Genomic DNA, 22174 nt, shown 5'->3' on the forward strand with positions numbered 1-22174 from the left:
AATGGGGGTGTGAACAGGACTGACTCGGGAGTGAACCTGCCGGCCCTGCGCAGCCACAACGCCGCGCTCGTGCTGGATCTGCTGCGCGCGGCCGGGGACGCCGGCATCAGCAGACTGGAGCTCGCCGAACGGACCGGGCTCACCCCGCAGGCCGTCAGCAAGATCACCGCACGGCTGCGGGCGGAGGGGACCGCGACCGAGGCGGGCCGCCGCGCCTCCACCGGCGGCAAGCCGCGCACGGTCCTCAAGCTGGTGCCGTCCGCCGCCCACGCCCTGGGGCTGCACCTGGACCGGGACGAGCTGACGGCGGTCCTGGTCGACCTGGCGGGCGCGCTGGTCGCCGTCCGCACCGTGCCGCTCGACTTCGGGGCCGGGCACGACACGGTCGTCGAGACGGCCGCCGCGCAGGCCGGGGCGCTGATCGGGGGGCGCCGGGTGCTGGGCGCCGGGGTCGCCAGCCCCGGCCCGCTCGACCACCACACCGGAGTCCTGCACCGGGTCACCGGCTTCCCGCAGTGGAACGGGTTCCCGCTGCGCGACGCGCTCGCCGCGCGCCTCGGGCTGCCGGTCGCCCTCGACAAGGACACCAACGCGGCGGCCCTGGGCCTGGCCCTGCGCGGCCCCGCCGACTCCTTCGCCTACCTCCACCTCGGCAGCGGCCTCGGCGCGGGCCTGGTCCTGGGCGGCGCCCTGGTGCGCGGCTCGCGGACCGGCGCGGGGGAGTTCGGGCACCAGACGATCCTGCTGGGCGGCCCGGCGTGCGGCTGCGGGGCGCGCGGCTGCATCGAGGCGCTGTGCCTGTCGGCGGTGGCGCGCGGCGACATCGCCGCCGCCGCCCGCTTCCTGGGCGTCGGCGCGGCCAACCTGGTCGCCCTGCTGGACATCGACCGGGTGCTGCTCGGCGGCCGTACGGTGGCGAGCGCGCCGGACGGTTTCGTACGGGGGGTGCGCGCGGTCCTGGAGGAGCGCGCCCGCCGCAGCGGCGACGCCCGCCCGATCCCGGTGGCGGTGGCCCCCGGCGGCCCCCACGCGGTGGCGGAGGGCGCGGCCCGGATGATCCTCGGCCCGGTCTTCGGCCACGGGCGGGTGGGGGCGGCGGGGGCCGAAGCGCGGTGAGGTCCCGGGGGTGCCCCCGCGTTCGGTGGCCCCGCATCCAGCGGCCCCGCCGCGATGGACGGCTCCCCCGGCGCGTTCGGCGGCTCCCGCGTGCCGTGGCCCCCGCACGCAACGGCCCCCTCCGCGTCCAGCGGACCTCGCATCCAGCGCCCCCCGCATTCATGGGACTTCCCGATATTGGGCTGATCGGGCGGACTCCCGGTGTGGATCCCCCGGGGGCGGGCGCGGCGGGGCCGTGGGGGGTGTGCGGGCGTGGCAGGGTCCCGAGCCACGAACGCCTGCGAGCAGCAAAGGCCCCTCATGCGACTGCGCAACGCCCTCGCCCTCGGAGTCGCCGCGGCCACGGCGCTGACCGGGGCGCCGGCCGCCTCGGCGGCCTCAGCCGACGGGAGCGGGCCGCGCGGGCGCTCCGGGCTCGCCTCCCTGTCGGCCGCGGAGCAGCCCGACTGCGGCGACCGGACCGGGCGCGACTTCCCGCTCGACGCCCGCATCCACGGCGGCCCCGCCGAGTACCGGCCGGGCGACGGCGCCCAGTTCTGGTACGTCGACCTCACCAACACCACCGCCCGGACCTGCCGCGGCATCCACCCCGTGGTCGTGCTCGTCGACCGGGACCACGCGCTCAAGGACTCCCAGGCCAAGCTGGAGTTCTACGACGAGGGGTCGGCGCGCCCGCACCCCGTCGCCTTCGAGCGGACCGACGAGGACGAGCACATCGGGGTGTTCGACGACGGGTTCCCCGGGTTCGTGATCGGGGCGGGGCGGACGCTCACGGTCAGGGTGCGGCTCGGGTTCACCGCCGACACCCGGCCCAACCAGGTCACCGTGAACGCGGCGGTCGTCCAGCGCCGGGGCGACGACGGCCGGTGGGTGGGGGAGTCGGGGGGCTACCGGTTCGGGATCGTCCCGGAGGCGCCCCTGGCCCCGCAGCTCGCCGGGCCGCCCGAGCTGGCGGACACCGGCTTCCCGGTCGGCCCGGCGCTCGCCGCCGGGGTGCTGCTGCTGGGCGGGGCGGCGCTGGTCGCCGGCTCGCGGCGGGTGCGCGGACGCTGACGGGGGGTCACGGGCCGCTGGTCGCGGCGTGCGAACATCCCCGTGTGGACTACCCGAACGACCAGGCCCCCGGTTCCCCCGTCCGCTCCGGAGTTCCGGAGCACGGGCGCATCCCCAAGTACTACGCCGTGAAGGCCCGAGTGGCCCTGTTGATCGAGGACTTGGGGGAGGGCGGGCTGCTGCCCACCGAACGGGACCTCGCCGAGCAGTACGAGGTGGCCCGCGAGACCGTGCGCCAGGCGCTGCGCGAGCTGCTGCTCGAAGGGCGGCTGCGGCGGCAGGGGCGCGGCACGGTGGTCGCCGGGCCCAAGCTGGAGCAGCCCCTGTCGCTGGCGAGCTACACCGAGGGCGTACGCCGTCAGGGGCGGCGGCCGGGCCGTACCCTCATCTCCCTCGACCGCTTCCCGTGCCCGCCCGCGCTGGCCGCCGAGACCGGTCTGGAGCGCGGCGAGCCGGTCTGGCACATGGAGCGCGTCCTGCTGGCGGACGACGAGCGGATGGGGCTGGAGAGCACCTATGTCGCGGTGGGCCGGGTGCCGCGCCTGGACCGGGAGTTCGAGCCGGACTCGTCGTTCTACGCCTATCTGCACGACCGGCTCGGCATCGCCTTCGGGGACGCCGACGAGCGCATCGAGACGGTGCTGGCCACCCCCCGCGAGGCGCTGCTGATCGGCACCCCGCCCGCCCTGCCGATGCTGCTGATCCACCGGGTCTCGCGGGACACCGCCGGGCAGCCGCTGGAGCGGGTGCGCACGCTCTACCGGGGCGACCGGTTCTCCTTCACCACGCATCTGGGGACACGGCTCGGCTGAGGGGGCGCGGCGGGCTGCGCCGACCGGCCGAGGGGACATTTCCGTACAGAAGTCTCCCCTTGGATAACGGAACGATAACGGGTCTAGCCCAAGTTTGGAGGCGCGTTCACCGTCCCGTCGCCGACCGGACCCGTTCGGTCCACCCGCCACGAGGACTGTTCACGTCGTGAGAGTCATCGTCGTAGGAGCCGGCGTGGTGGGAACCATGCACGCCTGGCACGCAGTGGAACGCGGCCACGAGGTCGTACAGATCGAGCGGGAGAGCGAGGCGCGCGGGGCATCGCTCCGCAACTTCGGGCAGATATGGGTCAGCGGCCGGGCCGGCGGCGAGGAGCTGGACACCGCCCTGCGGGCCCGGGAGCTGTGGCAGGGCATCGGGGCGCGCGTCCCGGAGCTGGGCTTCAGGCCCTGCGGCTCGCTGACCCCCGTCCGGGGCGCGCTCGAACTCGCCGTCGCCGAGGCCGCGCTGGCCCGCGACGACGCGACGGCCCGCGGCTACAAGCTGCTCACCGCCGACGAGGCGCGGGCCGTCAACCCGGCCCTGCGCGGTGACTTCGACGCCGCCCTGTGGTGCGAGCGGGACGCGGCCGTCGAGCCCCGCACCGCCCAACTCGCCCTCAAGAAGGCGCTGCTGGCCTCCGGCCGCTACACCTTCCTCGGCGGGCGCGAGGTCCGCGAGGTCATCGGGGAGCGGGCGGTCCGCGACGACCACGGCGACGTGCACACCGGCGACGCCGTGATCCTGTGCACCGGCGCCTGGCTCGGCGGACTCGTCCGCGAGCTGGTGCCCGACCTGCCGGTGCGCCGCGTACGCCTGCAGATGATGCAGACCGCGCCGCTCGGCGAGCCGCTCACCACCTCCGTCGCGGACGCCGACAGCTTCCGCTACTACCCGGCGTACGCGGGCGGCGCGCTCGACGCGCTCAACGCGGGCCAGGCGCAGGACCCGACGGCCGCCGCGCACCGGATGCAGCTGCTGATGGTCCAGCGCGCGGACGGCGGGCTGACCATCGGCGACACCCACGAGTACGAGCACCCCTTCGCCTTCGACGTCACCGAGGAGCCGTACGAGCACCTCACCCGGGTCGTCGAGTCCTTCCTGGGCCGCCCGCTGCCGAAGGTCCGCCACCGCTGGGCCGGGGTGTACGCGCAGTGCACCGACACCTCCCGGGTGGTCCACCGCGAGCGGGTGCGCGACGGGGTGTGGCTGGTGACCGGGCCGGGCGGGCGGGGCATGACCTGCTCCCCGGCGATCGCCGAGCGGACCGCGAACGAGCTGGGCTGGTAAGGGAGTCGATGAAGATGAGCAGCACCAACCACCGCTACGACCTGGTCGTCCTGGACATGGCGGGCACCACCGTCGCCGACGGCGGGCTCGTCGAGCAGGCGTTCCGCGCCGCCGTCGAGAGCCTCGGCGCGGACCCCGACGCCATGGTCGGCCATGTCCGCGCCACCATGGGCGAGTCCAAGATCTCCGTCTTCCGGCACCTGTTCGGCGACGAGGAGCGGGCCCGGCGCGCCAACACCGCCTTCGAGCGGGCGTACGGCGAACTCGTCGCCCAGGGCCGCATCGCCGCCCTGCCCGGCGCCCGCGACACCATCGAACGGCTCGGCGCCGAGGGCCGCACGGTCGTGCTGACCACCGGCTTCGCCCGGGTCACCCAGGACGCCATCCTCGACGCGCTCGGCTGGCGCGACCTGGTCGGGCTGACCCTGTGCCCGGCCGACGCGGGCGGCCGGGGCCGCCCCTACCCCGACCTGGTGCTCGCCGCGTTCCTGCGCACCGGCGCGGTGGACTCGGTCCGCCGGATCGCGGTGGCCGGCGACACCTCGTACGACATGCTCAGCGGGGTGCGCTCGGGCGCCGGGATCGTGGCGGGCGTCCTCACCGGCGCGCACGGCGAGGACGCGCTGCGGGACGCCGGGGCCACCCAGGTGCTCGCCTCGGTGGCGGAGCTGCCGGACGTGATCGCACGGGCGGAAGCGTCGTGACCGGCACCGCGGGCGGCATCCGCTTCGACGGGGTGAGCGTGGCCTACGGCGGCAACACCGTCCTGGACTCGCTCGACCTCGACGTCGAGCCCGGCGAGGTCATGGCGCTGCTCGGCCCCTCCGGGTCGGGCAAGACCACCGCGCTGCGGGCCGTCGCCGGGTTCGTGCGGCCCGCCGCCGGGCGGGTGTTCATCGGCGGCCGGGACGTCACCGGCCTGCCGCCGCACCGGCGCGGCATCGGCATGGTGGTCCAGCAGTACGCCCTCTTCCCGCACATGCGGGTCGCCGAGAACGTGGCCTTCGGGCTCAAGGCGCAGAAGCTCCTGCCCAAGGGCGAGATCGCGGGCCGGGTCGCCGAGGCGCTGGAGATGACCGGCATGGCGGCCTACGCGCGCCGCCATCCGCGCGAGCTGTCCGGCGGGCAGCAGCAGCGCGTGGCGATCGCGCGGGCGCTGGCCATCCGGCCGGGCGTGCTGCTCCTGGACGAGCCGCTGTCCGCGCTCGACGCCCGGCTGCGCTCCGACATGCTGGGCGAACTCGCCCGGCTGCACCGCGAGTTGCCCGACGTCACCATCCTCTACGTCACCCACGACCAGGTCGAGGCGCTGACCCTGGCCGACCGGATCGCGGTGATGGACCGGGCCCGGCTGCGCGACTGCGACACCCCGCAGGAGCTGTACCGGCGCCCGCGCACCGAGTTCACCGCGTCCTTCGTCGGCAACGCCAACCTGCTGCCGGTGCGCGTCGGTTCGGGCCAGGTGTCGTTCGGGGGGACGGCGCTGACGGTCGCCACCGGGCAGGCCGCCGCGGGCGCCTCGGCCACGCTGTGCGTGCGCCCGCACCTGGTCGGACTCGGCGACGGCCCGAACGCACTGCGCGGCCGGGTCGCCGAGGTCCAGTGGCGCGGCGCCACCCACCGGCTCTGCGTGGACGTGGCGGGCCACACCGTGAAGGCGGACGTCCGCGAACTGCGCCGGACCCCCGCCCTCGGCGACGAGGTCACGCTGCACTTCGCGAGCGAGGACGCGGTGCTGCTGGCGGCGGGGGTGGCCGGTGGTGGCTGAGCTGCGGACCCCCTCGTCGCGGGCCCGGGACGGCGGCGCGGGCGCCTCCGCCGCACCGGACCGGCCGGCCGCCCCCGGGCCGCGGCCGGACGGCCGCGCGCCGGACGGCGCGGGCGGGAAGCGGCCCGCAGCCGTGCGGGCGCTGCCCGCCTGGGCCTGGTCCCTGCCGCCCGTCCTCGCCCTCGCCCTCGTCTTCCTCTATCCCCTCGGCCTGGTCGTCAAGCAGTCGCTCACCCCCGACGGGGCCGACGGGCTCTCGCTCGCGCCCTACCGGGACGTCTTCGCCTCCCACGCCTTCCGCGACGCGCTGTGGACCACCGTGTGGCTGGCCGCCGGATCGACCGCGGGCTGTCTGGTGCTGGGCTTCGTCCTCGCGCTGGTCATCGCCTTCGTACCGTTCCCCGGCGCCAAGGCCGTCGCCCGGTTCGTCGACGTCTTCCTCTCCTTCCCGTCCTTCCTCATCACGCTCGCCCTGCTCTTCATCTACGGCACGGTCGGCATGGCCAACGGACTGTGGACGGACGTCACCGGGGCCCACTCGGGACCCTTCCAGTTCCTGACCACGCCCTGGGGCGTGCTCCTCGCCGAGGTCACCTACTTCACGCCCTTCGTGATGCGCCCGCTGCTCGCCGCCTTCTCCCAGCTCGACACGGCCCAGCTGGAGGTCGCCTCCTCGCTGGGCGCCCGGCCCGCCCGGATCGTGCGGCGGGTGGTGCTGCCCGAGGCGCTGCCCGCGCTCGCGGCCGGCGGCTCGCTGGTGCTGGTGATGTGCCTCAACGAGTTCGGGATCGTCCTGTTCACCGGCGCGAAAGGGGTCACCACCCTCCCCATGCTCGTCTACAGCAAGGCGATCCTGGAGTCGGACTACCCGGCGGCCTGTGTCGTCGCCGTCGTCAACATCGCGATCTCCGTGGGCCTGTACGGCCTCTACCGGGTGGTGAGCCGACGTGCTGGTGCATAGCCGCCGCGGCCGGTGGGCCGTCTGGATCCTCTTCCTCGTCCTCTTCCTGCCCCTGTTCGCCCTGCCGCTGCTGGTGGTGGTCGCCGCCTCGTTCGCCACCAACTGGTCCGGCGCGCTCCCCTCCGGCTTCACCACCGGCCACTACGACGCCGCCACCACCGGCGACTCCCTCCAGGCCCTCACCACCAGCCTGGTCACCGCGCTCACCGCCAGCGTCCTCGCGCTCACGGTCGGGACCTGGGCCGCGCTCGCCGGGTCGGCGCTCGGCAAGCGGGGGAGGCGGGCGATGGACGCGCTGTTCGTGCTGCCCGTCGCCGTGCCCTCGGTGGTCGTCGGGCTCGCGGTCCTGGTCGCGTTCTCCAAGCCGCCGCTGCTGCTCAACGGGACGCGCTGGATCGTGATCCTGGCGCACACCGTTCTTGTCATGGCGTTTGCCCACCAGTCGGTTTCGGCCGCCATCGTGCGTCTGGACCCGATGTACGAGCAGGCCGCCGCCAGCCTCGGCGCCCGGCCCGGGTACGTCCTGTGGCGGGTGCGGCTGCCGCTCCTGCTGCCGTCGCTGAACGCGGCGGCCGGGCTCTGCTTCGCCCTGTCCATGGGCGAGCTGAGCGCCACGATGATGCTCTACCCGCCGGACTGGACGCCCCTTCCGGTGCAGATCTTCGCCGCCACCGACCGCGGCTCGCTCTTCACCGGCGCCGCCGTCGCCGTGGTCCTCATGGGCACCACGCTGCTCGTGCTGCTCGCGGTCTCCCGTGTCCGTACCAAAGCCAGCTTCAGATAACAGGAGTTCACAACGTCATGCGCGCAAGCCTGCGTACCCCGCTCGCCGCCGTCGCCGGCAGCCTCGCCCTCGCCACCGCCCTGACCGGCTGCGGCGGCTCCTCCTCCGCCGACTCCAAGTCCGGCGAGAAGGTCGTCACCGTCTACAGCGCCGACGGCCTCAAGGGCGAGAAGGGCGACGGCTGGTACGACAAGGTCTTCAAGGACTTCGAGGCCAAGACCGGCATCAAGGTCAAGTGCGTGGAGGGCGGCTCGGGCGAGATGGTGCAGCGCGCCGTCCGCGAGAAGTCCAACACCCAGGCCGACGTGCTGGTCACGCTGCCGCCGTTCATCCAGCAGGCCGACGCCAAGGGGCTGCTCCAGCCGTACACCCCGGCCGGCGCGGACAAGGTGGCGGACGCGCAGAAGAACAGCAAGGGCAAGTGGACCGCGGTCGTCAACAACTACTTCGGCTTCGTCTACAACAAGAAGCAGCTCGCCCAGGCGCCCAGGACCTGGGAGGAGCTGCTGGACGGCAAGTACAAGAACAAGATCCAGTACTCCACCCCGGGTGTCGCCGGTGACGGCACCGCCGTGGTCATCAAGGCCATGCACGACTTCGGCGGCAAGGAGGCCGCCATGGAGTACCTGCGCAAGCTCCAGGCCAACAACGTCGGCCCGTCCGCCTCCACCGGCAAGCTCGCCCCCAAGGTCGACAAGGGCGAACTCCTGGTCGCCAACGGCGATGTGCAGATGAACTACGCCCAGGCCAAGACCATGCCCAACCTCGGCATCTGGTTCCCGGCCACCGCCACCAGCAAGCCCACCACCTTCGCCCTGCCCTACGCGGCCGGTCTCGTCGCGTCGGCGCCGCACACCACCAACGGCAAGAAGCTGCTCGACTTCATGCTCGGCGAGCAGGCCCAGCAGCAGGTCAGCGCGATCGGCGGCGGCTTCGCGGCCCGCACCGACGTCAAGGCCACCGACGCCAACGCCACCGCGCTCGCCAAGCTCCTGGAGGGCGTGGAGGTCTTCGAGCCGAACTGGCTCGACATCAGCACCGACCTGCCCAAGTACGTGGACGCCTGGAAGACCGCGACCGGCAGCTGACCCGCCGCCACCGCCCACCCCCGCACCACCGCCTTCCCCGCACCACCCGACGCCCCTGCACCGCCAGGGGCGTCGGTCCGCCCTGCCCTGTACCGCGCCCCTCTCGTCCCCGGAGGACACGTGACCACGTCAGGAATCTCCCGCCGCTCCCTGCTCGCCGGCGCCGCCGCCCTGGCCGCCGCCGCGGGCCCGCTCGCCGCCGTCGCCCGCGCCGCCTCCCGCACCCCCAAGGTGCTGGTCATCGGCCTGGACGGCACCCTGCTCAACCGCGTCAAGGACGCCAGTGCCCCTCGGCTCAAGTCCCTGATGGCGGACGGCCTCACGGCCGCCAGCTCCCTCTATGCCAACCCGTTCGCGCCCACCATGTCCGGCCCCGGCTGGTCGACGGTCATCACCGGTGTCTGGCCGGACAAGCACAACGTCAAGGACAACGAGTTCACCGGCCAGCGCTTCGCCCAGTACCCCGACTTCCTCACCCGTGCGGAGACCGCCAGGCCCGCGCTCTCCACCTACGCGGTCGCCTCCTGGGCGCCGATCACCGACACGATCTTCTCGTCGAAGGTCGACGGCCGCGTCTCCACGCCGAGCGCCGAGTACGACACGGGCACCACCGCCCGGGCCGTGGAGAAGCTGGGGAGCGCCCCGGGCCCGGACGCGGTCTTCGTCCAGCTCGACAACGTCGACCACGCCGGTCACAGCTACGGGGCCGCCAGCCAGCAGTACCTGGACGCGATCCACGGGGTGGACACCCAGGTCGGGCAGCTCCTCGACGCGATCGCCGCCCGGCCCACCCGGGCCGAGGAGGACTGGCTGGTGCTGGTCACCGCCGACCACGGGCACACCGACGCGGGCGGCCACGGCGGCTCCACCTGGCAGGAGCGCCAGACGTTCCTGATCGCCAAGGGCGGCACGGCCGCGCCCGGTTCGGTCCGCCACGACGTCCGCATGCCCGACGTCGCCGCCTCCGCGCTCGCCCATCTCGGCATCGCCATCGACCCGGCCTGGGGCCTGGACGGCCGCCCGATCCAGCAGCCCTCGCCGGACGACTTCGACGCGCTGCGCGCGGTGCTCAAGACCCCGGTGGACGAGGGCGGCATCGGCGCGGGCGTCGTCGGCTTCACCCACACCCCGCCCGCCGGCTGGTCCGTCGACAACACCAGGATGGGCACCGGCGGGGTCACCGAGTGGCGCGGCTGGTCCTTCACCACCGACGAGTTCTGGACCAAGGCCCAGCGCGACCAGCAGCGCGAGTCCAACGTCCGCTCCCGCGACGTCTTCGCGGTGGCCGACGGCGACGAGTGGCAGGACAAGTCCTTCACCGGCACCTTCGACTCCACGCTGGTCAGCCCCGCCTGGCCGGTGCGCGGCGGCGCCCCCGCCACGCTCTCCTACGTCACCCACTACCTCCAGTCGGGCGCGCAGAAGGGCGAGGTGCTCGTCTCCTACGACGGCGCGGCGCCGGTGGCGGTGAAGACGTACACCTCCGACGCGGTGGCGAGGGTGGAGTCGCTCACCCTGAACGTGCCCGCCGGGGCGAGCACCGCCCGGGTGCGGTTCCGCTACACCGGCGGCAACGACTGGTACTGGGTGATCGACCAGGTGAAACTCGCCGGTTCCTGACTAGGCTGGGCGGTGTCGGCACGCACAGCGCGGTGCACCCCGGCACCGCCCAGCATTTCCCTCGTACACCGCAGGAGTCCGCCCCATGGCAGAGCGCAAGCCGATCGAATCCTGGCTCACCGACATGGACGGGGTCCTCATCCACGAGGGCATCCCGATCCCCGGGGCGGACGCCTTCATCAAGGGGCTCAGGGAGTCGGGCAAGCCCTTCCTGGTCCTCACCAACAACTCCATCTACACGCCCCGCGACCTCCAGGCCCGGCTGGCCCGGATGGGGCTGCACGTGCCGGTCGAGAACATCTGGACCTCGGCGCTCGCCACCGCCAAGTTCCTGGACGACCAGCGCCCCGGCGGCACCGCGTACGTGATCGGCGAGGCGGGTCTGACCACCGCGCTCCACGACATCGGCTACATCCTCACCGACCACGAGCCGGACTACGTGGTGCTCGGCGAGACCCGCACCTACAGCTTCGAGGCGCTCACCAAGGCGATCCGGCTGATCAACGGCGGGGCGCGGTTCATCTGCACCAACCCCGACGAGACCGGCCCGTCCGCCGAGGGGCCGCTGCCCGCGACCGGCGCGGTGGCCGCGCTGATCACCAAGGCGACCGGCAAGAAGCCGTACTTCGCGGGCAAGCCGAACCCGCTGATGATGCGGACCGGCCTGAACGCGATCGGGGCGCACTCCGAGACCAGCGCGATGATCGGGGACCGGATGGACACGGACGTCCTGGCGGGCCTGGAGGCGGGGATGCAGACGTTCCTCGTCCTGACCGGGCTCACCCGGCCCGAGGACGTCGAGAACTTCCCCTACCGCCCCTCGCGCACGGTGGACTCGATCGCCGACCTGGTCGAGCTCATCTAGCCGCCGCCCCCTGACGGCGCGCCATTCGGACGCGCCCGGGATGCGGAAGCCGTCGCAGCGCGTGAACCTTCGTTACAGGAGGTTCACGATGCGCTTTCGACAGGTCACGCTCTGTGCGGCCATGGCCGCCACCGCTCTGCTGCCCGTCTCCGCCGCCGCGGCGGACTCCGAGCCGCACGGCTCGCTGACGGTCACCCCGTCCACCATCGCCCCCGGGGGCGAGGTGAGTCTGCGGGTCAGTGTGTGCAGCGGCCGGCAGGCGGTCGGGACCTCGGAGGCGTTCGTCTCGCAGGCGCAGTTCTCGCCCGGGCGGGACGGCGGCCTCTTCGCCCAGGCCAGGATCCGCTCGGACGCCCCGGCCCGGGACTACGACATCTGGGTCAACTGCAAGGACAGCTCCGGGCAGGCCAGCGGGCGGCTCACCGTCGTCCACGGCGGCTCCGACCACCACGACGGCTCCTGGCACCCGGACGGTCACTCCACCCCGTTCGCACCCGTCCACGCGGGCGGCGGCGGCACCGCGCAGCTCGCCGGCCAGCAGGCCACCGAGCAGGGCCCCGGCACCCGGCACGCGGTGATCGGGCTGGCGCTCGCGGCGGTGGCGGCGGTCGCGGTGGCGGGCCGCAGCGTCCGGCGCCGGCGCCGCGCCGACTGAGGCGCGCCGGGCCGTGTCCGCCGAGCGCGCCGCCGGCACCGGGCGGCTGCTGACCGGGGTCGCCTGGGCCCTGTTGCTGCTGGGGCTGTGGCTGTGGGGCCGGGAGGCCACCGACGGCCCCGGCGGCAGCTCCGCGCCCACCACGGGGGACGTGGCCGCCGTGGGGCGCCCGCTGGGCGTCGCCCTGCCGCCCGCGCACGACCCGGTACGGGCGGCGGCGCCGCGCCGTGTCGCGATCCCGTCCATAGGCGTGGCCGCGCCGGTCGTACCGCGCGGCCTGGACAGCTCGGGCGCGGTCGATCCGCCGCCCTACGACCGGCCCGGCACGGTCGGCTGGTTCGGCTCCGGGGTCCAGCCCGGCGGGCCGGGCGCGGCCCTGCTGGTGGGCCACGTCGACACCGAGAGCAAGCCGGCCGTCTTCTACGGCCTGAGCGCCGCCCACCCCGGCGAGAAGGTCGAAGTGGCCCGGGCCGACGGGTCGGTGGCGGAGTTCACCATCGACGACGTACGGGTCTTCGGCCGGGACCGGTTCGACGCGCACCAGGTGTACGGGCCGCGCGAGCGGGGCCGCGCGGAGCTGCGGCTGATCACCTGCGGGGGCAGCTACGACCGCAAGGCGCGCACGTATACGGCGAACGTGGTGGTCTCGGCCTATCTCACCGGCGTACGGCCTGCGGGCGGCGCCGCGTCCTGAGCGCGCCCGGCGGCGGCACCTGGCCCGGCCGGCGACCCGCTCCCCCCGGAGCCGCCGGCCGGGACGGTCCTCGACCGTGGGCGCCCGGGCTGCGGGAGGAGCCCGGCGGCTCCACGGGAGGTGCGGCTGGCCGGTGTCGAACCCCGGCCGGGGCTGGGCCCGATGTCCTCACTGTAGAACCGGTGTGCGCTTTCGGCCTAGGGCCGGTTAACGCCAAGTCGCCTTTCGTGTGCGCTCGGTGGGAACGTGCTCGTGGGAGGCCCTGCGGGTGTGCCACGATGGATCGGGGGAAGCGTCCGGGAGAGTGCGGTCGAGGGGGGTCGGATGGTCCGGAGCTGTGCGCGGGCTGGAGCGGTGGCCGTGGGGGCGCTCCTGCTGCTGACGGCGTGCTCGTCGTCGGACGGCGACAAGGCGCCGCGGGTGGCCCAGCAGCCCAAGGACGTCGACCCGTTCTGGGTCAATCCGGACGGGAGCGCGGCGCGCCAGGTCGCCGCGTACCGGGCGAAGGGCGACGACGCCGGGGCCGCGCTGATCGCCAGGATCGCCGAGCAGCCGGTGGGCGAGTGGATCGGCCCGGAGAACCCGGAGTCGGAGGCGAAGGGCTTCACCGAGGCCGCGAAGAAGGCCGACCGCACGGCACTGCTCGTGCTCTACAACATCCCGCACCGCGACTGCGGCCAGTTCTCCAAGGGCGGCGCGGCCGACGGGAACGCCTACCGGGCCTGGGTCGACAAGGTGGCCCGGGGGATCGGCGACCGGGGCGCCACGGTGGTCCTGGAGCCGGACGCGGTGCTGCACCTGGTGGACGGCTGCACCCCGGCCCGGTTCGCCGAGGAGCGCTACGACCTGCTGAAGAAGGCCGTCGAGCGGCTCAAGGGACAGCCCGGCGTGAAGGTGTACCTCGACGCGGGCAACGCGGGCTGGCAGCAGCCGGAGGCGCTGGACGAGCCGCTGCGCCGGGCGGGCGCCGACCTCGCCGACGGCTTCGCGGTCAACGTCTCCAACTTCCAGACCACGGCCGCCAGCAAGGACTTCGGCCACCGGCTCTCCGCGAAGCTCGGCGGCAAGCACTTCGTGATCGACACCAGCCGCAACGGCAGCGGCCCCTACGGCGGCGGCGACCCCAGGGAGACCTGGTGCAACCCGCCGGGCCGCGCGCTGGGCGAGCGCCCCACGACACGGACCGGCGACCCGCTGGTGGACGCCTATCTGTGGGTCAAGCGCCCCGGCGAGTCGGACGGCGACTGCAAGGGCGGCCCGAAGGCGGGCGAGTGGTGGGCGGAGTACGCGCTGGGGCTGGCCCGCAACACGAAGTAGCCCCGCCCACCGGGGAGTTCGGAGGTGCCCTAGGGCACCTCCACCCACACCGCCTTCGACGGGGTGCCCTCGCCGTCGGTGACGAACAGCATGTACCAGCCCGGCGGGACCAGGTTGCGGTTCTTGGGGACCGTGACCTTGACGCCGTCCGCCGTCTTCACCACGTCCAGGGCGATCGAGCGCTGGTCGATGTCGGTGACGTGCGTGGTGGCGCTGGGCCGGATCAGCCGGGCCGTCCTCACGGCGGCGGCGTCCTTGGTCCGGTAGACGCCGCTGGCGCCCAGTGCGAGGGACTTGGGGCCCTCGCCGAGCTCGGGCTGCTTGCCGCCGCCCTTGTAGAGGTAGGGCGGGGTGTAGATCTCGATGCGCTGCTCGAAGACGCCGGGCTTGGTGTCGTCCTTGTCGGCGAAGAGCGAGTCGCCGCCGAAGGTGACGACGCGCCCGTCGGGCAGCAGGATCGACCCGGAGTGGTAGTTGCGGCCGACCTCCGGGTCGGCGACCCGCCGCATCGTGCCCGTCCTGGCGTCGTAGATCCGCGCCTGGTGGAGGTTGGAGCCGCCCCGGCCGCGGTAGTCCTTGGAGCCGCCGCTGATCAGCATGGTGTCGTCGGGCAGGACCGACGTCTCGGGGTAGCGGGTGCCCTCCGAGAGCGAAGGGCCGTCCTTGAAGGACGGGTTGGGGTCCTTGAGGTCGACGATCCGGGTCTTCTTCGACGACTCGGCCGACTCGCCGACCCCGCCGCCGCCGATCACCATGTACTTCTCGTCCTGGGCCGGCGGCATCAGCACCGTCCCGGACGTCTCCATCTCGCCGGGGTCGCTCAGCCCGGGGATCCTGGTGAACCTGTTGCTGGCGAAGTCCCAGATGCCGGGGTCGCGGCCGACGTTGTCCGGCCCGTACCCGGCGTTGGAGCCGGAGTAGAAGAGCTTGCCGTTCTGCAGCAGGAACACCGCGGGGTAGGTGGGGAACTGCATGATCCCCTTGGTGTACGTCCACTTCTTGGTCTTCGGGTCGTACACCTCGTTCTTGCCCGGCACCAGCTGCCCGATGTCGTCCAGGCCCGACAGGGCCAGCACCTTGCCGTCGGAGAGCGTGGTCAGCGTCGGGTACCAGCGGGCCTCGTTCATCGGGTCGACGGTGATGTACCGCTCGGCGACCGGGTCGAACTCGTAGGCGTCCCTGATCCCCTGGAAGTCCTTCTTGTCCAGGGCGAGCTTCTGGGCGATGCCGTAGACGTTGCGGGTGTCGGAGCCGGTGAGGCCCTGGACGCGGTAGTTGTCCTCGGTGCCGGTCTCGTGCTCGGTGCCGGACTCCTGGGCCTCGACGTAGATCCGCCCGAGCCCGGCCTCGGTGCGCAGGAACCGGCCGGTCTTCTTGTCGAAGACCTTCTTGGCCCGCTGGACGAGGACGGGGTCCTTGGAGACGAACGTCTTGCCGTTGGACTTGCCGGTGAACCGGGTGCCCGCGGGCAGCGTGATCGGCTTGTCCGGGTCCTCGTTGTGGACGATCATCAGGCCGCCGGCCTTGGTGACGTCGCCCTTGAGCTTCTCGTACCGCTTGGTGCCGCCCGCGATCAGCAGGTTGCCGTCGGCCAGCTGGGTGTGGCCGGTGCAGAAGAGGTCGTTGGGAGTGTGGATCTTCTTGAAGGTGTTCTTCTCCGGGTCCCACAGGACCGTGTCGAACTTCTTCGCGTCGAAGTTCTTGGCGTTGTTGCCGGAGCCCGCGACGAGCAGCACCTTGCCGGTGTGCAGCAGCGCCGCGTGGATCGTGTTGAGCCGGAACTCCTTGGGCATGGAGACCAGGTCCCAGTGCCCGTTCTCGGCCTTGTAGCCGGGCTGGTTGATCTTGTAGTCGTGGTACTGGTCGGTGGAGAACCGGTACAGCCAGGGCCCGTTGGCGCCCGCGAGCGCGAGGACCACCGCCGTACCGATCGCCCAGCGGCGGGTACGGCGGGTCGGACGGAATCTCATGGCTTACGTCCCCCAAGGGCGATCTGTACGGTCTGGTCGACGGGCTCGCCGCCCTCCTGCGCCCCGGGCCGCGGGGCCCCCGCCGCCCACTGGGGGCGCTCCTGCGGGTGCGGCGCGGCGGGCGGTCCCGAGCGCCGGCGTCCGCGGCGCCCGCGCTTCTCCTCGCGCACGGTCCAGCGCCAGCCGAGGATCGGCGCGGCCGTGATCAGCAGGGCCAGCGCGGCCCAGGTGATCATCGCGGGGTGGCTGTGGCCGTTGAAGAACGAGGCCACCAGGGAGCCGCCGAACAGGGCGATGAAGAACAGGTGGATGCGGAAGGTGCCGAAGAGCGTGTCCGGGCTGGAGGAGTCGCCCTTGGGCGTCACCACGAAGGAGCTCTTGCGGCGCAGTACGGCGTCCATCAGCGAGCGGGCGTAGATCGGCGCGGAGAGCGCCGACATCACCATGCCGGCCACTCCGCCGGAGCCCTCCGGCTCGTGCGGCGAGACGTTGTGGCGGCGGTTCCAGATGTAGAGGCCGATCTGGAGGGCCGAGGCGTTGCCGTACAGCATCATCCAGATGACGGGGTCGATCTGCACGCCGGAGGCGCCCAGGCCCAGGAACAGGGCGCAGCTCAGCGCCGCGAGGATCCAGTTGAGGGCCGACATCGGATAGAAGATGATCATCATCGTGTAGTTGAAGAGCTTGCCGAACGGCAGGGTGGTGAAGCCCTTCCAGTACTGCTTGAGGATCGTCTCGTAGGTGCCTCTGGACCAGCGCAGCTGCTGGGTGAAGAAGTCGGTCCAGGCGCTCGGGCCCTCGCCGACGGCCAGCACGTCCGGGGTGTAGACCGAGCGCCACTTGTTGCCGGTGGCGGGGTTGGCGTGCCGGTGCATCTCGAAGCCGGTCGCCATGTCCTCGGTGATCGAGTCGTACAGCCCGCCGATCTGCTTGAGGGCGCTGATGCGCACGGCGTTGCTGGTGCCGACGAACATGGGCGCGCCGTACTTGTTGCCGGCCCGCTGGATCAGCGCGTGGAAGAGGAACTGCTGGGACTCGGCCGCCTTGGTGACGAAGGTGTCGTAGTTGCCGTAGACCTGCGGGCCGATGACGAAGCCGACGTCGGGGTCGCGGAAGTAACCGAGCATCCGCTCCAGGTAGTTGGGCAGCGGCACGTGGTCGGTGTCGACGGAGGCGAAGAAGTCGTAGTCGCCGCCGTGCGCCTCCAGCCAGGCGTTGTAGTTGCCGTGCTTGGTCTTGGCGCGGTGCGGGCCCTTGGGCTGGTTCCAGCGCGCGACGCCCTTGCGGGAGAAGTGGTGCACGCCCAGGCGCGCGCACACCTCCTTGACCGCCGGGTCGTCGCCCTCGTCGAGCAGCCACACGTGCATCAGGCCCCGGTGGCGGATGCGGACCGCGGCCTCCAGGGTCTTGGTCACCATCTCCAGCGGCTCCTTGCCGGGCACGAAGGAGGTGAGGAAGGCGACCTTGGTGCCGGTCTCGGGCACCACGGGGACCGGGTCGCGGGCCACCAGGGTGGCGTGCGCGTTGGAGAGGACGTTCATCGTGCGGAAGAGCTCGATCAGGCCGATCGAGACCAGCATGACGACGTCCAGGACCAGCAGGGACTGGGAGGCGTGGTCGCGCTTGGTCCAGTGGTCGGGCTGCATCAGCCAGGCGAAGAGACCGAGCGAGACCAGCGGGGCCGCGCCGAGCAGCAGGGCCGCGCGTATCCGGTGCGGCTCCTGGGAGAGCAGCGACCGGTACTGGACGCGGTACGGCTTCGCCGGGTCCGGCTGGGTGAGCGGACCGGCGAGCCTGCTGTAGTGCTCGTAGTCGTAGCGCGGCAGCGATTTCTTCAGCCGCTGCCGGGCCGCTCCGGCCCGCAGGTGCGGGGGGATCCGGAGCTGGGTGGTCTGGGACGGGTCATCGTGGTGCCGGGCGCCCGTCGGCGTCGACGTCATGAGTCATCCCCCCGCACGCAAAGGTCCGTTGCGTGTGTGTCGTTGTTCCTGAGCCCGCGTCGGTCCCCCTCGACCGGTGCTGGCAGGCTGATGGTCGGTCAGGGGCGGTTCGCATCCGTGTTCTAGACCGCTCTAGACGCTGGACGTGATCCCTCCGGTTGCATGATGCCTGTCGCGGCACCGGTTCATGAACGGGGCCCCCACCCCGAGGTCCGAACCAACCGGGACATTCCCCTGTGAAACAACCGCGCGGCCTTTGCGTGATGGGGCCGCGCACCCCCTGGGAACCGAAGGTCCTCAGCCAGGTTTCCGTGCCGGACGGCTTGATCGCAAGGCCCAAACAAGGTGTTTACCGGTCATACGCGGGCTTTACGGGGCGCTTGTGCAGGGCGTACGGATTTCGGGTGGAGCTCCCGTGATCCCGCCGCGCGCCGCACGGCGACGGGGGCGCCGGTGCACGCCTCGGCGCGACCCCGGCGCGATTCCTCGGGCCGGGGTCGGCCGGGAACGACCACAGGCTCCTCACCGGTGGTGAGGAGCCTGTGGCTGTCTGTGCGCCGCCAGGGACTCGAACCCCGGACCCGCTGATTAAGAGTCAGCTGCTCTAACCAACTGAGCTAGCGGCGCCTGCTGACAACGAGAACTCTACCGGACTCGAAGGGGTGGTTCCGACCAGCGCCACGCGGTGAGATGTTCGTTTCATCCGTTTTGATCCGTCACAATGCGATTTGTCCGGAGAGTTGGGAAGCTGACGCCCGTGCAGAAGCGCAGAAAAGATCTTCAACGGTCACGAGATCTCCGAGAGCGGGAGGGGACGCGTATGACGGTGCCGGTCTTCGAGGAGTACGAGCCGGAGGGCGCGTGCGGCTGCGCGGGCTGCGCCGAGCGGCGCCGGGCGGCGGCCCGCCCGCTGCGCACCGGCGGCCACCCCGCCGCCCACGGCGCCCGCCGCGTCCTGGTCCTGGCGACGGCGGCGGGCGTGGTCCTCGGCGGAGGTTTCGCCTCCGCCACCACCAAGCCGCCGGGCACCACGAGGCCCCCGGGCGCGGCCCCCGGCGGACCGGGCCCGGCCGCCGGCGCGGACCGGGCGCCCGGCACGCCGCGGGACGCCGGGGGGAGCGGCGCCGACGACGGGCCGGACGCCGAGCCGGTCACCGAGCAGGGCGCCGCCAGCGCGCTCCACGGGGCGCCCGGCCGGGCCCCGGCGGGGGAGCCGCCGCGCAGGCTGGCGCCGCTGACCCGGGCCGACATCATCAACCGGGCCAAGACCTGGGTGTCGGCGCAGGTCCCGTACAGCATGGAGCGGTACTGGTCGGACGGGTACCGCCAGGACTGCTCCGGCTTCGTCTCCATGGCCTGGAACCTCGGCACCAACGAGTGGACCGGCAGCCTCGCCGGCTTCGCCGTGAGGATCTCCAAGGAGGAGCTCCAGCCCGGCGACATCCTGCTCTTCCACAACCCCGACAACCCCACCCGGGGCTCACACGTGGTGATCTTCGGCGGCTGGGCCGACTACACGCACGCGTACTACGTCGCGTACGAGCAGACGCCGCCGCTGGCCCGCAAGCAGGCCACGCCGTACGCGTACTGGAACTACTCCGCCCGCTATGTGCCCTACCGGTACAAGGGCCTGGTCAGCGGCGCGGGCGGGGTGGCCGCCGCCGAGCCCGCCGCGGCCACCCGGCCGGTCGTGGAGTTCCCCGGCACCGGCGCGTTCGGGCCCGGCGCCGACAACGGCTCGGTCACCCGGCTCGGCGAGATGCTGGTCGCCCGCGGCGGCAAGCGCTTCTACAGCCAGGGCCCGGGCCCGCGCTGGAGCGAGGCCGACCGCCGGGCCACCGAGGCGTTCCAGCGCGCCCAGGGCTGGACCGGCTCCGGCGCCGACGGACTGCCCGGCCCCAGGACCTGGAACCTGCTGGTGCGGGGGACCGGCCGGGACATCCCCCCGGCGGCCGGAACCGGGGCGACGGCCGCCCGGACGGCCGCCACGGCCACCCGGACCGCCGCCGCTCCCGCCGCCCCTCCCGCCTACCCGGGCCGGCAGTACTTCCGCCCCGGCCGCTCCGGCCCGTACGTCACCCGGCTCGGGGAGCGGCTGCGGGAGGCCGGGTTCGGGCGGTACTACACCTCCGGTCCGGGCCCGCGCTGGAGCGAGGCGGACCGGCGCAACGTCGAGGCGTTCCAGCGCGCCCAGGGCTGGCGCGGCGCCGCCGCCGACGGATATCCCGGCCCCGAGACCTGGCGGCGGCTCTTCGCCGCGCTCCCGGCCCCGTCCGAGCGGCGCGCACCCCGAGCATGACGGAGGCACCGATGCACACCCCGACGGATTCCACGCCGGGCCGCGAGCCCGGCCCCCGGCCCGCGCCCGGGGCCCTGCCCGAACCCGCCGCCGCCCGCCGGGTCGCGGTGATCAAGGGCGAGACCACCTCCGAGATCCCGGTGCACCTGCTGTTCCGGGACGACACCGGGGCGGGCCCGGTGGTGCCGCAGCCCGCGCCGAAACCGGCCGCGCCCTCGGCCCGGCGGCGCGCCCGCCCGGTCGCGGCCCCCGCCCGGCCCGCCGTCCCGGCCGACCCGGGGCTCGCCGAGCGGGCCGGGCCGGTGCTGCCCGGCGCGGTCGCCGTCCTCGCGGGCCTCGCCGTGCTCGCCGGGTGTGCGGCCGTCGTCTGGTCGGCGGGGCTGCTCCCGGCGGAGCCGGCCCGCGCGCTGCGGCTGCCGGTGCGGCCGTACGCGGGCATGGGGGCGGTGCGCTGGGGGCTGCTGGCGCTCGGCACGCTCGCGCTGGTCGGCTGCTTCGGCGGGCTCGCGCGCGGCCGGGTCGGCTACGCCTGGGTGCTCTCGCTCTTCGGTGAGTACCGGGGGAGCGTGCGGCGCACGGGGCTGGTGTGGATGAGCCCGCTGCTGCTGCGCCGCCGGGTGGACGTACGGCTGCGGCACTGGCGCAGCGAGCCGATGCCCGCGGTCGACGCGGACGGCACCGCGCTGCGGGCCGTGGTGCTGGTGGTGTGGCGGGTCAAGGACACCGCGCGGGCCGCGCTCGCCGTCGAGGACCACGTCGTCTATCTGCGCGAGCAGGTGGAGGCGGCGATGGCCCGGGTGCTCTCGCAGCTCCCGGCGGACGCCTTCCACGACGACGCCCCGACCCTGCGGGACGCGGAGGCGGTCGGGGACGCGCTCACCCGGCTGCTGCGGGCGGAGGCGGAGGCGGTGGGCATCGAGGTGTACGCGGTGCAGCCGACCCGGATCGAGTACGCGCCGGAGGTGGCGGCGGCGATGCGGCGGCGGCGGGTCGCGGCCCTCGACGCCAGGCACCGGGACGCGGTGCTGAGTTCGGTGGTGGACGCGGTGGACGACACCGTGGGGCGGCTCACCGCGCGCGGCCTGGTCGAGCTGGACGACTACGAGCGGCGGGTGCTGGTGAAGGACCTCACGGTGGCGTTCTACACCGGCCGGGGCGGGGCCGAGGGCGTCTGACGGGAGGCGCGGGAGGGGTCGCGAGCCGTGTGTGCGATTGGTCTGGACATGTTCAACTACCCGCAATAGCCTGTCAGTTGGTCCAGACCAGATGTCGGCACGCGTGCGCCATGGCCCCAGAACTCCCCCACGTTCTCCAGGAGCGTCAGCATGCGAAAGAGAAAGCTGGGCGCGGCCGTCGTCGCGCTCGTCGCCGCGGGCACCTCCCTGCTCGCCACCTCAAGTGCCAGTAGCCACGGCTACACCGACCAGCCGCTCAGCCGCCAGAAGGTGTGCGCCAACGCCCACTCCTGCGGCGACATCCAGTGGGAGCCGCAGTCGGTCGAGGGCCCCAAGGGCTTCCCGGCCGGCGGGCCCGCCGACGGCACGCTCTGCGCCGGAGGCAACGCGCGGTTTTCCGAGCTCGACGACCCGCGCGGTGGTACGGGCTGGCCCACCACCCAGCTGACGGCAGGTCAGACGTACACCTTCCGCTGGCAGTTCACGGCCCGGCACGCCACCACGGACTTCCGGTACTACCTCACCAGGCAGGGGTGGAACCCGGCCCAGAAGCTCACCCGGGCCGCGCTCGACCCGCAGCCCTTCCTGACCGTCCCGTACTACGGCAAGCAGCCGCCGGCCACGCTCTCGCACGACGGGACGATCCCGTCGGGGCGGACCGGCCACCACATGATCCTCGCGGTGTGGACGATCGCGGACACCGGGAACGCGTTCTACGCCTGCTCCGACGTCCAGTTCTAGTCGCCCGGCCCGCACGCAGTACGCGAAC

The 22174-nt window shown here is 73.3% G+C and carries 18 protein-coding genes, 1 tRNA gene and 1 pseudogene; 17 read left to right on the forward strand and 3 right to left on the reverse strand.

The window, feature by feature from the left end; translation table 11 throughout:
• The first annotated feature begins 9 nt into the window (after positions 1-9).
• The 14 genes from AB5J87_RS22205 (at position 10) to AB5J87_RS22270 (ending at position 14021) form a co-directional block, all read left to right on the forward strand.
• Positions 10-1116 carry an ROK family transcriptional regulator gene (locus tag AB5J87_RS22205; RefSeq protein ID WP_369378675.1) on the forward strand — a complete coding sequence of 369 codons (1107 nt, stop codon included), beginning with the start codon at positions 10-12 and terminating at the stop codon, positions 1114-1116.
• 300 nt (positions 1117-1416) lie between these two features.
• Complete coding sequence (locus tag AB5J87_RS22210) at positions 1417-2169, forward strand: hypothetical protein (RefSeq protein WP_369378676.1); 753 nt, start codon at positions 1417-1419, stop codon at positions 2167-2169.
• A gap of 44 nt (positions 2170-2213) precedes the next feature.
• Positions 2214-2981, forward strand: a complete 768-nt coding sequence (locus tag AB5J87_RS22215; RefSeq protein ID WP_369378677.1) for a GntR family transcriptional regulator — start codon at positions 2214-2216, stop codon at positions 2979-2981.
• A 166-nt stretch (positions 2982-3147) separates the two neighbouring features.
• On the forward strand, positions 3148-4269 hold the full coding sequence (locus AB5J87_RS22220) for a TIGR03364 family FAD-dependent oxidoreductase (RefSeq protein WP_369378678.1): 1122 nt from the start codon (positions 3148-3150) through the stop codon (positions 4267-4269).
• Positions 4270-4277: 8 nt separating this feature from the next.
• A complete protein-coding gene (locus AB5J87_RS22225; protein ID WP_369378679.1) occupies positions 4278-4973 on the forward strand; it encodes a phosphonatase-like hydrolase in 696 nt (231 codons plus the stop codon).
• On the forward strand, positions 4970-6037 hold the full coding sequence (locus AB5J87_RS22230) for an ABC transporter ATP-binding protein (protein WP_369378680.1): 1068 nt from the start codon (positions 4970-4972) through the stop codon (positions 6035-6037). The genes AB5J87_RS22225 and AB5J87_RS22230 overlap by 4 nt, the downstream gene beginning before the upstream one ends.
• A 133-nt stretch (positions 6038-6170) precedes the next feature.
• Positions 6171-6998, forward strand: coding sequence for a 2-aminoethylphosphonate ABC transporter permease subunit (locus AB5J87_RS22235; protein ID WP_369383624.1), 828 nt, complete (start codon positions 6171-6173; stop codon positions 6996-6998).
• Positions 6985-7782 carry an ABC transporter permease gene (locus AB5J87_RS22240; protein ID WP_369378682.1) on the forward strand — a complete coding sequence of 266 codons (798 nt, stop codon included), beginning with the start codon at positions 6985-6987 and terminating at the stop codon, positions 7780-7782. The genes AB5J87_RS22235 and AB5J87_RS22240 overlap by 14 nt, the downstream gene beginning before the upstream one ends.
• A 17-nt stretch (positions 7783-7799) precedes the next feature.
• Positions 7800-8870, forward strand: a complete 1071-nt coding sequence (locus tag AB5J87_RS22245; protein WP_369378683.1) for a 2-aminoethylphosphonate ABC transporter substrate-binding protein — start codon at positions 7800-7802, stop codon at positions 8868-8870.
• Between the two features lie 120 nt (positions 8871-8990).
• Positions 8991-10490: an alkaline phosphatase family protein gene (locus AB5J87_RS22250; RefSeq protein WP_369378684.1), complete on the forward strand. Its 1500-nt coding sequence runs from the start codon at positions 8991-8993 to the stop codon at positions 10488-10490.
• An 85-nt stretch (positions 10491-10575) separates the two neighbouring features.
• A complete protein-coding gene (locus tag AB5J87_RS22255) occupies positions 10576-11355 on the forward strand; it encodes an HAD-IIA family hydrolase (RefSeq protein ID WP_369378686.1) in 780 nt (259 codons plus the stop codon).
• An 88-nt stretch (positions 11356-11443) separates the two neighbouring features.
• Positions 11444-12010, forward strand: coding sequence for a hypothetical protein (locus AB5J87_RS22260; RefSeq protein ID WP_369378687.1), 567 nt, complete (start codon positions 11444-11446; stop codon positions 12008-12010).
• A 13-nt stretch (positions 12011-12023) separates the two neighbouring features.
• A complete protein-coding gene (locus tag AB5J87_RS22265; RefSeq protein ID WP_369378688.1) occupies positions 12024-12704 on the forward strand; it encodes a class F sortase in 681 nt (226 codons plus the stop codon).
• Between the two features lie 324 nt (positions 12705-13028).
• Complete coding sequence (locus tag AB5J87_RS22270; RefSeq protein WP_369378689.1) at positions 13029-14021, forward strand: glycoside hydrolase family 6 protein; 993 nt, start codon at positions 13029-13031, stop codon at positions 14019-14021.
• A 29-nt stretch (positions 14022-14050) separates the two neighbouring features.
• On the opposite strand, the gene AB5J87_RS22275 is transcribed toward AB5J87_RS22270, so the two are convergent.
• From AB5J87_RS22275 to AB5J87_RS22285, 3 genes are all read right to left on the reverse strand, one after another.
• Positions 14051-15991 carry a galactose oxidase-like domain-containing protein gene (locus AB5J87_RS22275; protein WP_369378691.1) on the reverse strand — a complete coding sequence of 647 codons (1941 nt, stop codon included), beginning with the start codon at positions 15989-15991 and terminating at the stop codon, positions 14051-14053.
• Positions 15988-17931 carry a glycosyltransferase family 2 protein gene (locus tag AB5J87_RS22280; RefSeq protein ID WP_369378693.1) on the reverse strand — a complete coding sequence of 648 codons (1944 nt, stop codon included), beginning with the start codon at positions 17929-17931 and terminating at the stop codon, positions 15988-15990. Before AB5J87_RS22280 ends, AB5J87_RS22275 begins: the two co-directional genes overlap by 4 nt.
• A 553-nt stretch (positions 17932-18484) precedes the next feature.
• Positions 18485-18558: transfer RNA gene (locus tag AB5J87_RS22285), tRNA-Lys, on the reverse strand.
• A gap of 193 nt (positions 18559-18751) precedes the next feature.
• Here AB5J87_RS22285 and AB5J87_RS22290 point away from each other — a divergent pair.
• The 3 genes and pseudogenes from AB5J87_RS22290 to AB5J87_RS22300 all read left to right on the forward strand — a co-directional run bounded on the left by AB5J87_RS22290 (position 18752) and on the right by AB5J87_RS22300 (position 22146).
• Positions 18752-20230, forward strand: a complete 1479-nt coding sequence (locus AB5J87_RS22290; protein ID WP_369378695.1) for a peptidoglycan-binding protein — start codon at positions 18752-18754, stop codon at positions 20228-20230.
• Positions 20231-20325: 95 nt separating this feature from the next.
• Positions 20326-21405 (forward strand): annotated as a pseudogene (locus AB5J87_RS22295) (SPFH domain-containing protein); the annotation flags it as partial.
• A 150-nt stretch (positions 21406-21555) separates the two neighbouring features.
• The gene (locus tag AB5J87_RS22300) at positions 21556-22146 is read left to right on the forward strand and encodes a lytic polysaccharide monooxygenase (protein ID WP_369378697.1); all 591 of its coding nucleotides are present in this window, start codon (positions 21556-21558) and stop codon (positions 22144-22146) included.
• The last annotated feature ends 28 nt before the right edge of the window (positions 22147-22174 follow it).

The organism is Streptomyces sp. cg36, assembly GCF_041080675.1.
Lineage (GTDB): Bacteria > Actinomycetota > Actinomycetes > Streptomycetales > Streptomycetaceae > Streptomyces.

What these genes read in the sequence shown, in the direction of transcription:
- AB5J87_RS22225 (WP_369378679.1), top strand. Translation starts at nt 4,278, where the DNA reads ATGAAGATGAGCAGCACCAACCACCGCTACGACCTGGTCGTCCTGGAC.
- AB5J87_RS22270 (WP_369378689.1), top strand. Translation starts at nt 13,029, where the DNA reads ATGGTCCGGAGCTGTGCGCGGGCTGGAGCGGTGGCCGTGGGGGCGCTC.
- AB5J87_RS22275 (WP_369378691.1), bottom strand. Translation starts at nt 15,991, where the DNA reads ATGAGATTCCGTCCGACCCGCCGTACCCGCCGCTGGGCGATCGGTACG.
- AB5J87_RS22260 (WP_369378687.1), top strand. Translation starts at nt 11,444, where the DNA reads ATGCGCTTTCGACAGGTCACGCTCTGTGCGGCCATGGCCGCCACCGCT.
- AB5J87_RS22300 (WP_369378697.1), top strand. Translation starts at nt 21,556, where the DNA reads ATGCGAAAGAGAAAGCTGGGCGCGGCCGTCGTCGCGCTCGTCGCCGCG.
- AB5J87_RS22255 (WP_369378686.1), top strand. Translation starts at nt 10,576, where the DNA reads ATGGCAGAGCGCAAGCCGATCGAATCCTGGCTCACCGACATGGACGGG.
- AB5J87_RS22210 (WP_369378676.1), top strand. Translation starts at nt 1,417, where the DNA reads ATGCGACTGCGCAACGCCCTCGCCCTCGGAGTCGCCGCGGCCACGGCG.
- AB5J87_RS22280 (WP_369378693.1), bottom strand. Translation starts at nt 17,931, where the DNA reads ATGACGTCGACGCCGACGGGCGCCCGGCACCACGATGACCCGTCCCAG.
- AB5J87_RS22290 (WP_369378695.1), top strand. Translation starts at nt 18,752, where the DNA reads ATGACGGTGCCGGTCTTCGAGGAGTACGAGCCGGAGGGCGCGTGCGGC.
- AB5J87_RS22245 (WP_369378683.1), top strand. Translation starts at nt 7,800, where the DNA reads ATGCGCGCAAGCCTGCGTACCCCGCTCGCCGCCGTCGCCGGCAGCCTC.